Below are 12229 nucleotides of genomic sequence, written 5' to 3' on the forward strand. Positions count from 1 at the left end.
ACACACAATTCATTCTGGCATCATCATTGCGTAGAGGACTCACTACATACTGAGCAAGATCATCCGCGCTCATTCATTCACGAAGGAGGGATTCCCATGAGGTGCACGAAATGTAGTGGTCTGATGGTGGTGGATCATTTACTGGACATGAAGGAAAGTTATCTGCCGATGTGGATGCAGGCCCTTCGGTGCCTGACCTGCGGCAACATCGTGGACCCGCTGATCCATTTTCATCGTGCAACCCAGCAGGCACAGAGAGCCGGTCGGCTCGCAACTGGGTTTGCAAGAAAGATGAGTCGACCAGCCGTGGCGGCGTAATCGTTTGGCAGTGCTTCAGGACTCATGAACGATAGGCCATGGCCTGTGCCGCACCTCTTCTTGGGCCTGTGCCATCTCATTCACGTCTTGCAGCACTGCCCACCTTACGAATTCGCGACGGGTAGGTTTTATTCGCAGGGCATAACCTTCGCCTGCGCAACATTTTTACTCCAAACTCCCTTGCACCTCTCAAAGGCTGAATGAGGACTGCGGGACTCCCCTCCATGTACTCACCTTACACCGCATGGTCCGCAGACATATCCGCCTTAGAAGTGTGGCGAAATACTCTCACCCAACCTCACACGATTTTTCCCCAGGATATGAGAACAATCTTGGTATTGGCCAAGGTTACTGAAGGCCATTCACCACAGCCAACACCCGTCGCCCGTACCGTTCGGCCTTCAGCTCGCCGATGCCAGGAATTTCCAACAGCGCCGCTCGCGTGTCTGGCTTTGAACCGGCAATAGCCTTCAGGGTCTTATCATGAAAAATCAGGAACGGCGCCACGCCCTCTTCCGCGGCCAGTTCGGAGCGGAGCTGCTTGAGCCGTTCAACCAGCAGTCGATCCGGCGGCAATGGCATCGGAACACCCGTGAGCGCAGCATCCGAGCGACGCGGTTTTTGTACTGGCCCACGGGCTGAAACGGCTTCCCCCTGTTCCAACTCAACCGTACGAAGCCCTTGCAGAACTTCTCGCCCTGTGGGAGTCACCTCGAGCGTGGGGTACTCCGCCCCTTCAACACGCAGGTAATCGGAGCCGACAAGAGCTTTCACCTGGCTTGTGACGGACAGCTTCGTCTCCGTTCGACAGACGCCGTAGGTTGGGCAATCTGCGACACCATAAGCCGCCAGCACCTTCGACCGACTTCCGCGAAGAATATCGACGATCCGCCCCATCCCGAACCGTCCTCCGCACCAGGCCACCGTGTCCAGAATTGCCTGTGCGATCGCATGGTCCTGAGGAACCGTTCGGCTTAACTGCCGCACCGGCATCACACAGCGGTCACACAGACCGCAAGGGCCCAAGGCAACCTCAGTCTGATCGCTAAAGTAGTCCAAAATCGCCAGCTGTCGGCAGGTCGAGGTCGACACATACCCCAGGAGCTCTTGCAAGAGCGTCGTCATGCGTCCCGCACGTTCTGCGCCGTCAGAATCCTTGGATGCCTGCGAAATGAAATAGTCCTGCGTGGCCACATCCCGTTCATGAAACAGCAACACACAGCGGGCAGGCTGGCCATCACGTCCGGCTCGACCAGCCTCCTGGTAGTAGGCCTCGATGCTTCCTGGAATATCGAAATGGACGACCAGTCGGACATCTGGCTTATCAATGCCCATACCGAAGGCATTCGTCGCCACCAAGATTCGCAAGGTCCCTCGACGGAAATCACCATGCACAAGTCGCCGTTCTTCATCGGACAAACCGGCATGGTAGAAGCCAACCGACCGATGAGATTGTCCCAACCAACTCGCGACCTCCTCCACCGTTCGGCGCGTCGCGCCATACACCAGAATCGTGCCTCTCTCCGTTCCCTGAACCAGCTGCTCCACGATCTCGAGTTTCTCACGGAGAGACTGACAATGTTGGACAGAGAGAGCCAGATTCTTCCGTCGAAATCCGGCGACCAATCGGAACGGATCCTGAAGCGACAGCCGTCGACACACATCCGTCTGCACACGAGCGGTGGCCGTCGCCGTCAAGGCCAAGCAGGGAGGATTCGTGAGCTCCTGGCGCAGCCGACCAATCTTCATATAGTCGGGCCTGAAGTCATGGCCCCACTGGGAAATGCAGTGCGCTTCATCGACCACCAGCAATGATACCCAGAGCGAACGCAACAGTCGGAGAAACCCTTCATGCTGCATCCGTTCCGGTGCGAGATAGAGCAGCTGCACTCGCTTCCGTTGGAGATCCTCCAGCACAAGATTCTTTTCCAGCCCAGTGAGTCCGGAGTGAAACGCCGCAACCGCAATCTTGCGCTGCTTCATGGCCGTCACCTGATCCTGCATGAGCGCAATGAGCGGCGAAATGACCAGCGTCAGTCCCGGCAGCATGGTCGCCGGCAACTGATAACAGAGCGACTTGCCTTGGCCCGTCGGCATCACCGCCATGACATCGCGCCCAGCCAACACGGCACGGATCACGTCTTCCTGGCCGGGTCGGAATGCCGAAAACCCGAATCGGTCCTTGAGCTGTTGAGTCAGATCAGTCACGGAATGAGGCGACGCCGCATGAGGAGAACAGAGATAAACACCGCCAAGGAGTATAGATGACCCAGCACGGGCAAGTCGAGGTGGCTGAGACAGAACAAGCCGTACCTGCCTCCCTATCGGCGGTCATACCACGCCTTCAGAGAACGCCGTCTGTGGGAATAGAGCAAGGAACCGATTGAGTGGATGGATGTCCTCGCAGAAATGGTCACGCTGCGAGGGAATCGTCTTCCGTGGCCCGGTCTCCGTCCAGATTTATTCCATCAAGTCGCTGGATCCTCGGCTGATACGCAATCACCTTCCTGAGAATCATGGCTCTCAAGTCTTCATCCTCGATGTGGGATAGCGCATCGTGAGCCCCATCCATATCTCCGTCTTGTGCCATGTGCGCGGCGATGCCGATGAGCGGGAGGACCCCCGCGTTGCCCATCGCCTTCGCAATTTCGACGGCCCCTGCCCGATCACCGGCCTTAATGAAGAGTTGCGGAAGCTCAAGATAAAAGTGGCTCGCCAAGAGCGCTGGATCGGGACAGGAAAGAATCGTGTGTTTCAGAGCCTGCACATTCCCTCGTTCCGACTCGACAAAGAGCATCATCTGCCAGGCATCTCGCAACTGCCGTGTATCCGCAATCTCGTTCGCCGTCTGTTGTGCTCCCGCCGTATCCCCCGCCAGCACTTGCCTGATCACCTGATTCTTCAGCTCTTCATCGGTAGGTGTGTGAGTTGGCATCATTGTTTAGCTCCTCTTTTGGCGTGACCAGCGTACTCAAAGTGAAATTCTAACCACCTGTTTCGAAATGTAACCGTGAACGCCGTGCTTGTCGATGGTTTCTGAAAAATCGACAGGGCCATAGACCACACTCTCGGCTGACCCAACTCTATTGGGAACAATTCGCCTCTCAGCTTTTCCATTACCGGAGACGCACACGCGCTGCCTACCACGAAGAGATTGAGAGGAAGCTCACACACAAGCACAGATGTATGTACTCGTGAAGGAGCGCAGGATTATTCATTCATGTAAAAGAATCTGACAGGTAAAGTTTCGTGCAACCTAATGATTCACAAGAGACTTATCCGGTTAGCACAAAACGGGCTATCAACGACCTGTTAGAACAATTTACACTCTGGCTCCTCCAGTAAAGTACCTGAAAGTGTAACGGACTGATATGTAATGATTCTTATGCTTGGTATTTATTATGCATCCCTTAACAACTCAAAAACCGCCAGTTCCGGCATTGTCCCATTGTTGAACACATCGTGAAATGAATTCAGAGTCCGGGAATGGGTGGTTTTGATTATGGAAGATGTGGGCCTGATCATGAATCCCGCACGAGCCTCACCGGTCCTCGTATCCATGAATCCGGGCCGTGCAGCAGATCGTTGACACTGTGAAGGACTACACCATTCTTCAACCCAGAGAGGAGCTTCCCTTATGATGAAACGTTCAAATCAATTGAAATATGCAACTCTCGCAATCGTTGCTCTTACCACTGGATTCACAGACACCGCGGTTGCCACGCCGATCACGTTCTCCGTCGGAGGGAACAATACAGCCGCGTCAATCCAATCAACCGTCGATGCCTTTCGCAATGCGGCTGGTAATCCGGTGAATCCAAACGTAGCAGGGAGCTTTCCGAGCGGGCGTCGTGAGATCAATTGGGACGGTGTCCCGAATGGGTTCGCCGCTCCCAATAACCTTCCGAACAATTTCTTCAATGCCAACTCCCCGCGTGGTGCCGAATTTTCCACCCCAGGGACGGCAGTTCAAGTGAGCGCAAATGCAGGGATCGACGCGGTCGAGTTCGGCACGATCAACCCGACCTATCCTGACCTCTTCGCCACCTTCAGCCCGCAACGGCTCTTCACCGCGATCGGCAGTAATGTTGTCGATATCAACTTTTTTGTTTCTGGTAGCAGTACACCGGCAGCTGTGAGTGCATTTGGTTCTGTATTTACCGATGTCGATCTCGCCAACACAACCAGGATTGAGTACTTTGATCCAAGCGGCAGTCTCCTTACGAGCATATTCGCACCGGTTGGAACAACAGGGAATGAGAGCCTCTCGTTTGCCGGAGTCGCATTCAACGCAGGAGAACAGATCGCACGCGTTCGCATTACCAATGGAAATACGGCTCTCGGCGCCGGAGTGAATGAGATAGGGTCGCTTGATCTCGTCGTCATGGATGATTTTATCTATGCTGAGCCACAGGCACGGGTTTCGGCCGTCCCCGAACCCACAACCCTTATCCTGATGATGACCGGACTAGCCGCGTTGGCACTATCGAGACAGCTTCGTCGGCAATAGCCGCTATCGCTTCATGACGGAAGCCCCAGCATGACACGGCTGGGGCTTCCGGTATTTCCAGTACAGATCGCTGCGCGCAAGGCGAAGCATGTCATCGTTCTTACTTACCCACATTAAGCCGCCGATCTTCAGTTTGATTCGTTCTCATGCTTGCAGATACGCCCCTCCTCTTCCAAAACAGAGTACCGGGGCCTACTGACTTCGTGCATCCATGGAGAGGGGTTCCAGGTGAGGGTTGGATACTTCTCCACATCAATGCGGCTCAAACTGAGTGCTTCACTGTTCATAAAACGATCCGATTCCAGGACGGAGCGAGAATCATCAACGTGCTTTCAGTGCCACAGCACATTCCCCGATTCACTCAGCCATTTCGTCCAACTCCTGGAGGCGTTGAAGGAACGCCGCATGATACAAGGACGCATATACATAGGATTGGGATCGCAAGAAGGTTCCAGATCTTAAGTCATTGGTCGTCCAGCGAAAAGTATCGCTTCGGCCCGTCCCATCGGTTGTTTCCCCCTCTTCACTTGCGCATATAAAATGTCCGGCTATACTTTCCAAATGCGTTCTTCAAAATACATCCTCTGGCAAGACGACAACGGCTGGCGCGGCTACCTAGAAGGCTACCCTGAGTACGAGGTACAAGGGGAGTCGTTCGAAGAGCTACAGGTGAAACTCTGGCAACTGCACCAAGAGCTCACCGGCCAGCATCAAGAACCAGAACTCGTCAAGGATCTAGAGCACTATCAGCCGTCTGATCCGAAAGAGCACGCTCGGTTTCATAGTCAGACACCGACCCTACCTCGCCCCATGTCGCGCGCACAGAGCAAGCGCCGCGCACGAGTTGAAGAGCTCATGTTTGCGATGATCAGCAACCGCTGAAGACCATTGACTTCGACTCTCCATGATCCTGTCATCGTGTCCCCTGCTGAACGTGACACAAGCCTGTGCCACCTAGAACGCGGCCATGGAGATGCTCTCAGAAAAACTCGTTGACCGATCCTGGATCGCATATTGGAAGGTGCCTGTAGCCTTTTGATCTGTTCATTCTTCGACTCATGTCCGTCGTCACGAATGGGGTAAGTCATGCAAGGCATCAAATGCTACTATTTGGATGAGGAGAAGCAATGGCTAGGCTATCTCCCGAACTTTCCGGACCACTGGGCCCACGGAGAAACACTTGAAGCGCTCCAAGCCAACCTGTATCGTTTGAACTTCGATCTCACACTCATGGAAGCGTTGCGAAAGGTGTCCGAACTCAGCCTTCTACTATAAGAGCTACAGAGCACCCTTCTGCCAATGTGAGAGCAGCAGTATCTGAATCCGAAAATTCGCCATTCGCTCAGCTCCTCCTTGCTCATTCCTGATCTCTTGATCCCGCTCCTGTAACCCAGCTTACAGATTCCATTACCTGGGCCGCCCTATGCTGTGCCCATGCGGCGAGTGGACTTATATTTCCATAACGGATGCCTGTCACAGCCCTCGATTCTCTCACTCGCGAAAGATATCGAGGCGGCGTATCCGACATGGACCGTGACGCTTCATCCGCTCTCTGCGGATGAAGCGAACGCAATTGGCTTTAAGGCTCTGCCGGCTATCGTGATCAATGGGGTAACGACCCTGTTCGGCACACCGAGCAGAGAATGGCTATCGGAGATCATTCGGATGTGCGACCAGTGAACCCGACGGCAGGAAACAACAAAGTGGAGCACGTCAAGTCGACTTTTCCCCGGACAACAATCGAGCCGTTGGAATTGTTCCAACATGAGGCTGAAGGCTCACGCCGTTTGGCCGCACAGACGGTCTTTCTGAACATCACCGAGACATTCAGGACTACGTTCGTGCCCGACTTGTTCGCCTCGCTGGAGAGAATGCCCGCCTATCTCGACGCAGCTTGGGAACTCTTTAAGGATGCTATCGATCTTGAAGCTCTTGATACTCGAACCAGACAAATGGTCGCGTTGGCCATCACTACGAATAGGAATGGCACATACCTGATCAGCGCATTCCCCAATGCGTTTCGTATGAGTCCGATGGGCCATCAGCGATGCGACATAATTCTGTCCTTGCTTGAGATATTTCAGGCGTTCAGCCGATATCTCTCAGACGTTGAGGCTCTTCATACTGAGACAGACGAAATAGGTCACGGAAACGCCCGATAACCCGAATGACCACCGATGACATTCGCTTCGCCGATGAATAGGACCTGGTGGCACCGTCTCACTTCCCCACAGTGGCGCTGGGCCTTAATCCTCACGGGTGGCGCCGTAGTAATCTTGATCGCCTGGTTGGGACTCAGAAAGATCCCAACCACCACTTTCGATCTGACACACCACAGCGTCCCCTTGGATCAACTCGTCGACGGCGGTCCTGGGAAAGACGGTATTCCGGCCATTCTGACTCCCACATTCATATCCGCCCAGGAAGCCACGTTCCTCCACAATGAGGATCGAGTACTTGGGCTCGCCGCAGGCCAGGAGGCTAAGGCCTATCCGGTAAAGATTCTCAATTGGCATGAAATCGTCAACGACGGGATCGGTGGGAAGGCCGTCGTCGTCACCTATTGCCCCCTCTGCGGCACCGGCATGGCCTTCGAGGCTGAGGCACAGGGACGGAGACATACCTTTGGCGTCTCCGGCCTGCTCTATCAAAGCGACCTACTCATGTATGACCACCAGACGGAGAGCCTCTGGTCACAAGTCGGGATGCATGCGGTTGCTGGCCCACTGACTGGAAAGAAGCTCTCGCCGATTGTCCTGGCACATACGATCTGGGGGGAATGGCGCACCGCACACCCGTCCACCGTCGTCCTCTCGATGAGAGCTGCGTCATTTCGCAACTACGGTCGCGATCCGTATGCAGGATATGGCGAAAGCTCCGAGCTGTTTTTTGACACCACCCATGTCGACTCACGCTACCACCCCAAGGAGTGGGTCGTAGGCATCGAGATCGACGGGACGGCCAAAGCCTATCCATTTGTCGAGTTGAAACAAGTGTCGTCGCCAATAGTCGACCAGGTGAACGGGCAGCGAGTGACTGTGCGTTTCAACACCGCGTCCCGCAGCGCCTCGATACTCGACGAACAGGGGAAATCGATCCCCTCCGTAACGGCCTTCTGGTTCGCCTGGTATGCATTCCATCCGGACACGTTGGTGTTCAATCCACCTTGAGGAGTGGAGACGGTAGTGAACCGACATCCGAGACAGACGCCGAGTTGCACTCCAGTGACGTATCAAAAGGAGGCATCCGATGCCACCTCTCCGCATAGTCATCATCCTTTTTCTGATTGGCTCATCGGTCTCCGGTTGCGCCGATACGAGTCTCTACACCGACCAGCCATCGTACGTGGCACTGGCTGAGCGGTTTATTGAAACGGAGGGCTTGAGCCACCTGCCTCATCAAAGGCTCGCGATCACCTCGTTCGGGATGGAATTCGACACGAAACTGCTGATCCCCCTCACCACAGGTCAACGTCATCGATTGCCCGGAGAGAGCCACATCGCTCCCAACGTGCATAAAGCACTCGTCTTGGATCTCGCCGAAGATCGGATGCAATCGCTGGCTGATCAAGCCTATACACAACTCGTGGAAGATCTACAGGCTGCCGGCTATGACATTGTTCCCTACGACACATTCAAAAACCTTCCAGCCTATCGATTACTGAGTGACCTTGTCGGGAATGAGTCGCCGACCCCCATGACGTTCAAGTTGGGCTACCCTGATCATGTGATCCAAGGTGAAGCGTTGGTGTTTGCTCCAACCGGATCGAGGTGGTATTCCCCACCCGTGGGAGAAGTCGGGTCGCGCCTTGGCGAGACCCTTGCGAGTCTAGGCTCGGACATCCGTCTTGTGCGACGTGGACTCCTGGGTGGAGAAGCTGTCAGCCAGGCCGAAATAAACCTGGCCAACCAGCTGAACGCCACGCTGGTGAAGGCCTACTACGTAGTGAGGCCTCTGCAGAGCAACCTAGAGGCTGAATGGCTTGAAGGGACGCTTCCGATCAAAGGCTACACGATTGTCGGGAGCGGAGAGACTCATCTGGCCTTCCGAACACCAGGCGCCCCGACGAGCCATCACCTTCTCGGAAGACAGACACCGCCTCAGGGCGGGAATGCCTTCGTGCGCCTTCTCAGAGATGTGCGGGTACGAAATAGTCCCACATCCAGTCAGGATCTGAAGACCTATCTGGATATCATCGGCAAGTTGTTCATTTTGGCACTGTTGGTTGAGAGGTAAGCCTTACATGACGTGTCTTCTTGCGAGAGTCGAAAAAAGGAAGTGAGAATTACTGAAGTTGATCTTCGTGTGATCCAGTTGGATTCGACCAATAGAAGTGTCGGGCTTCATGCTGATCCAGAAGGCCATTTAGTTTCCTGTCGAACAATGCAGTAGCCAGGAGCAATCTCGGCTTCGCCTTGTTCGAATACGGTGAATTGGAATCCGCCATCGAGCAGTGGCAGACCGCAGTGAGTCAGGATGCTTCCATCGCCGCTGCCTGGGCTGGCCTGGGGCTAGGATGCTTCTCCTCTGGCTCCGTCGAGAAAGGGCTCCAAAAATACCGCCAGGCCATTCGCTTGGATCCTAGCTATGGGGATACGAATTATCTTCGGCTCGTTCGCCGCTGGAACGCAGGGTTACTGACGGGTGCGGTTGCCATTATGCATCTCCTGGAGACAGGACAGACGGTCTCTGCTGAAACGGCGGCATTTGAATGAACCGAGCCTGGGGACTCCTGGTCGTAATTATCGGCATGCAGTTGCTGGTATACGCTGAATGATACCCACTCCCCAGCCCTTGCGCTTTTTCACGGACAGCGGGATTGAAGTTCCCGCAGTAACGGCTGAGCAGATGCGTGATGTGGACCACATCGCCGGTGAAGAGACTGGGCCCAACCTGTTCCAAATGATGGAGAACGCCGGGCGCAATCTGGCACTGCTCGCCATTGCAGTGCTCGGCGACGTGTGGAGCAAGGCAACCATCGTCGTGCTGACCGATAGCGGAGGCAATGGCGGCGGAGGAATCTGTGCCGCCCGTCATCTGGCCAATCATGGAATCAATGTCCGGCTCTGTATTGCGGAACCGGACTGTCTTGAGGAGGTTCCGGCGTTTCAGCGGAAGATCTTCCAGTCGACGAACGGAGAAGAGATCGCGAGGGACTCCTTGGGTGGTGAGCGGGCCGATCTCATTATCGATGCTCTCATCGGGTACGGACTCCGCTCTGCGCCTCGAAATCCGGTCGCGAAGCTGATTCACTGGGCGAACGGCACAGGAACGCCGATTTTGGCGCTGGATGTTCCCTCCGGATTGGACGCCACGACCGGCCAAACGCCTGGTGAGTGCATCAGGCCCCACTGGACCATGACCTTGGCTCTGCCAAAAACAGGCCTACTGCCTCAGCGAACAGGACAGCTCTTCCTGGCCGACATCGGCATTCCCGAGCAGACGTATCGTCGTCTGGGATTGTCGTACGTCAATCCGTTCGCAAAGAGTTTCTGGATCCCGTTGATCTGCCGATAGTGATTCACCCTCGCCGGACACGGCTCAATCCTGACAACGCCTGTTCTGTAAGACACGTAACAGACCAGCAGTATGCCTGTGCCGTAACATGCCATCTCCAATGGAGGATGATACACACGCTCGAATGGGTATACGTCAGGAGTACCACATTGAATGGCGCAAGGAGCTGAATAATGCTAAGTACTGAGCGAGCTCGACCGATCGGCTATTTTGTATCGTTCTTGGCCTTCGTACTCGTCATACTCTGGGTCGAGGTCAGTGGAGCGAGAGCGCAATCCTCCTTCGAGGCTGGCGATCGGCTGTCGAAAGGCACGGTCGAACTCGGCGGGACGCTGGGATATGCGCAGGGCACGACCGTAGTTGGAAACGGCCCCTCCGCGAATCGCAGCGCCGTTTTTGTGATGCCGCGTCTTGGTGTGGTCTTGACCGATCCCTTGGGGAACAGTTGGTGGAAAGGCAACGTCGAACTCCTCGTTCAACCGGTGTTTGCACGCTTTATCGAACCGTTTGCGGCAGAAGCGGCAGGAGGGTCGTTCCTCCTGAAATATAATTTTCTGTCGTTCGGGCGATGGGTGCCGTTCTGGGACGCCGGCGCGGGTATGATCTGGACCAATCTCGCTCCGCGAATCCCTGAGCAAAGCACGCAGTTCGAATTTGTGTTGGAAACCGGACCCGGTGTGCATTATTTTGCGACCGATCGTATGATCTGGACTATGGGCGTACGGTTGCACCACATTTCGAACTCCAATCTCGGCGACCGAAATACCGGGGTCAACGGAATACTGCCCTATATTGGGCTTTCATTCTTCACACCCGGGTTCTTTTGATAGATCGAAAGACGGTATGGCGGCCACAGGAACCGGCTGGATCAAACTTGGCGTACTGCTCGCCGTTCTGATCGGCGCGTACGCAGCGGCATCCAGGTTTGATCTTGGAGAACTGCGGAAACCTGAACAGATAACCGACCATCTGCGCGCAGCCGGCCCCTTCGGCCCGATCCTGTTTATGACGCTGATGGCGACCGCCGTCGTCATCAGCCCCATCCCTAGTCTACCCTTGGATTTGGCCGCAGGAGCGACATTCGGCGTGACCCTTGGAACGATCTATGCCGTCACCGGTGCGGAGATTGGAGCCATCCTCAGTTTTCTTATCGGTCGAGCTCTGGGACGGGAGGCCATGACTCGGATCTTTCGAACCGAAATCAGTTTTTGCGAGCGCTGTTCGGATCGGCACTTGGCCATCTTCGTATTCTTGTCTCGATTGATCCCACTGTTTTCTTTTGACCTCATCAGTTACGGCGCGGGGTTGACGAACATGTCACTGAAGGCCTTTGCCCTGGCGACGCTGCTGGGAATGATTGTTCCCACCTACGCGCTGACGTACGCGGGTAGCACCGTAATCTCCGGGGAGTGGCTGTTGATCGTACTGGGGCTGACCATGGTGGCCATGCTCCTGCTCGTCCCAAAGTTGGTCACCCGGTATCCTACCGCTCGTTGGGTTCGTCTTCTGCGAGGTGATATGCCGGTCGCAACGCCGCTCCATATTTCTCCTACACAGCCGGTAACTTCCGGTCCCGACAGTTCCTCTCGATGCGACTCCTGCGGGCGACCATTGAGCTAAAGTGATCAACGGTCATTGTTCCTGCTCCATCCGATAGTCCCGACTGTGCTCGTCCCCGTCGGCACTCCCCGCTCCGCCAGCCGGGCAGTCCTCATAGTCATCTGCTTAGCGAGCATGGGCACCATCCACCTCGACTCGGACACCGGGCCTTACCCTTGGTGAAATCTCTTGCTGGTTGTGAGGTGGCTTACAGTCGTATCTTGAAAAAGCTGGCAAAAGGACGGACAAGCGGGAACAACCTGGCCATCTCACAGAAAGAGGGAG

General features: G+C 55.2%; 14 protein-coding genes. 12 read left to right on the forward strand and 2 right to left on the reverse strand.

What is annotated here, in order from left to right:
- Window positions 1-96 precede the first annotated feature (96 nt).
- Window positions 97-318 (forward strand): hypothetical protein, encoded by a 222-nt coding sequence (locus COMA1_RS01615; RefSeq protein WP_090742836.1) that lies wholly within the window; start codon window positions 97-99, stop codon window positions 316-318.
- Window positions 319-666: 348 nt separating this feature from the next.
- On the opposite strand, the gene COMA1_RS01620 is transcribed toward COMA1_RS01615, so the two are convergent.
- Entirely contained in the window at window positions 667-2526 is a 1860-nt protein-coding gene (locus COMA1_RS01620; RefSeq protein ID WP_090742838.1) for a RecQ family ATP-dependent DNA helicase, read from the reverse strand.
- Between the two features lie 205 nt (window positions 2527-2731).
- Window positions 2732-3256 carry a hypothetical protein gene (locus COMA1_RS01625; protein ID WP_090742841.1) on the reverse strand — a complete coding sequence of 175 codons (525 nt, stop codon included), beginning with the start codon at window positions 3254-3256 and terminating at the stop codon, window positions 2732-2734.
- A gap of 699 nt (window positions 3257-3955) precedes the next feature.
- On the opposite strand from COMA1_RS01625, the gene COMA1_RS01630 reads away from it, so the two are divergent.
- The 11 genes from COMA1_RS01630 (at window position 3956) to COMA1_RS01680 (ending at window position 11965) form a co-directional block, all read left to right on the forward strand.
- The gene (locus tag COMA1_RS01630) at window positions 3956-4828 is read left to right on the forward strand and encodes a PEP-CTERM sorting domain-containing protein (protein ID WP_090742844.1); all 873 of its coding nucleotides are present in this window, start codon (window positions 3956-3958) and stop codon (window positions 4826-4828) included.
- 561 nt (window positions 4829-5389) lie between these two features.
- A complete protein-coding gene (locus COMA1_RS20860) occupies window positions 5390-5710 on the forward strand; it encodes a hypothetical protein (RefSeq protein WP_090742848.1) in 321 nt (106 codons plus the stop codon).
- A 204-nt stretch (window positions 5711-5914) separates the two neighbouring features.
- A complete protein-coding gene (locus COMA1_RS01640) occupies window positions 5915-6103 on the forward strand; it encodes a type II toxin-antitoxin system HicB family antitoxin (RefSeq protein ID WP_090742852.1) in 189 nt (62 codons plus the stop codon).
- Window positions 6104-6262: 159 nt separating this feature from the next.
- Window positions 6263-6508 (forward strand): hypothetical protein, encoded by a 246-nt coding sequence (locus COMA1_RS01645; protein ID WP_090742855.1) that lies wholly within the window; start codon window positions 6263-6265, stop codon window positions 6506-6508.
- A complete protein-coding gene (locus COMA1_RS01650; RefSeq protein ID WP_141654177.1) occupies window positions 6472-6990 on the forward strand; it encodes a carboxymuconolactone decarboxylase family protein in 519 nt (172 codons plus the stop codon). Before COMA1_RS01645 ends, COMA1_RS01650 begins: the two co-directional genes overlap by 37 nt.
- 15 nt (window positions 6991-7005) lie before the next feature.
- Window positions 7006-7998 carry a DUF3179 domain-containing protein gene (locus COMA1_RS01655; RefSeq protein ID WP_218055282.1) on the forward strand — a complete coding sequence of 331 codons (993 nt, stop codon included), beginning with the start codon at window positions 7006-7008 and terminating at the stop codon, window positions 7996-7998.
- Window positions 7999-8077: 79 nt separating this feature from the next.
- Window positions 8078-9064 carry a hypothetical protein gene (locus tag COMA1_RS01660; protein WP_090742861.1) on the forward strand — a complete coding sequence of 329 codons (987 nt, stop codon included), beginning with the start codon at window positions 8078-8080 and terminating at the stop codon, window positions 9062-9064.
- A gap of 179 nt (window positions 9065-9243) precedes the next feature.
- Window positions 9244-9543, forward strand: a complete 300-nt coding sequence (locus COMA1_RS01665; RefSeq protein ID WP_090742864.1) for a hypothetical protein — start codon at window positions 9244-9246, stop codon at window positions 9541-9543.
- Between the two features lie 58 nt (window positions 9544-9601).
- Window positions 9602-10345, forward strand: a complete 744-nt coding sequence (locus COMA1_RS01670) for an NAD(P)H-hydrate epimerase (RefSeq protein WP_090742867.1) — start codon at window positions 9602-9604, stop codon at window positions 10343-10345.
- 173 nt (window positions 10346-10518) lie between these two features.
- Window positions 10519-11172: an acyloxyacyl hydrolase gene (locus COMA1_RS01675; RefSeq protein WP_090742868.1), complete on the forward strand. Its 654-nt coding sequence runs from the start codon at window positions 10519-10521 to the stop codon at window positions 11170-11172.
- A 16-nt stretch (window positions 11173-11188) separates the two neighbouring features.
- On the forward strand, window positions 11189-11965 hold the full coding sequence (locus tag COMA1_RS01680; RefSeq protein ID WP_090742871.1) for a TVP38/TMEM64 family protein: 777 nt from the start codon (window positions 11189-11191) through the stop codon (window positions 11963-11965).
- The last annotated feature ends 264 nt before the right edge of the window (window positions 11966-12229 follow it).

The organism is Candidatus Nitrospira nitrosa (assembly GCF_001458735.1).
GTDB lineage: Bacteria > Nitrospirota > Nitrospiria > Nitrospirales > Nitrospiraceae > Nitrospira_D > Nitrospira_D nitrosa.

What these genes read in the sequence shown, in the direction of transcription:
- COMA1_RS01615 (WP_090742836.1), top strand. Translation starts at nt 97, where the DNA reads ATGAGGTGCACGAAATGTAGTGGTCTGATGGTGGTGGATCATTTACTG.
- COMA1_RS01625 (WP_090742841.1), bottom strand. Translation starts at nt 3,256, where the DNA reads ATGATGCCAACTCACACACCTACCGATGAAGAGCTGAAGAATCAGGTG.
- COMA1_RS01630 (WP_090742844.1), top strand. Translation starts at nt 3,956, where the DNA reads ATGATGAAACGTTCAAATCAATTGAAATATGCAACTCTCGCAATCGTT.
- COMA1_RS20860 (WP_090742848.1), top strand. Translation starts at nt 5,390, where the DNA reads ATGCGTTCTTCAAAATACATCCTCTGGCAAGACGACAACGGCTGGCGC.
- COMA1_RS01640 (WP_090742852.1), top strand. Translation starts at nt 5,915, where the DNA reads ATGCAAGGCATCAAATGCTACTATTTGGATGAGGAGAAGCAATGGCTA.
- COMA1_RS01645 (WP_090742855.1), top strand. Translation starts at nt 6,263, where the DNA reads ATGCGGCGAGTGGACTTATATTTCCATAACGGATGCCTGTCACAGCCC.
- COMA1_RS01650 (WP_141654177.1), top strand. Translation starts at nt 6,472, where the DNA reads ATGGCTATCGGAGATCATTCGGATGTGCGACCAGTGAACCCGACGGCA.
- COMA1_RS01655 (WP_218055282.1), top strand. Translation starts at nt 7,006, where the DNA reads ATGACATTCGCTTCGCCGATGAATAGGACCTGGTGGCACCGTCTCACT.
- COMA1_RS01660 (WP_090742861.1), top strand. Translation starts at nt 8,078, where the DNA reads ATGCCACCTCTCCGCATAGTCATCATCCTTTTTCTGATTGGCTCATCG.
- COMA1_RS01670 (WP_090742867.1), top strand. Translation starts at nt 9,602, where the DNA reads ATGATACCCACTCCCCAGCCCTTGCGCTTTTTCACGGACAGCGGGATT.
- COMA1_RS01675 (WP_090742868.1), top strand. Translation starts at nt 10,519, where the DNA reads ATGCTAAGTACTGAGCGAGCTCGACCGATCGGCTATTTTGTATCGTTC.
- COMA1_RS01680 (WP_090742871.1), top strand. Translation starts at nt 11,189, where the DNA reads ATGGCGGCCACAGGAACCGGCTGGATCAAACTTGGCGTACTGCTCGCC.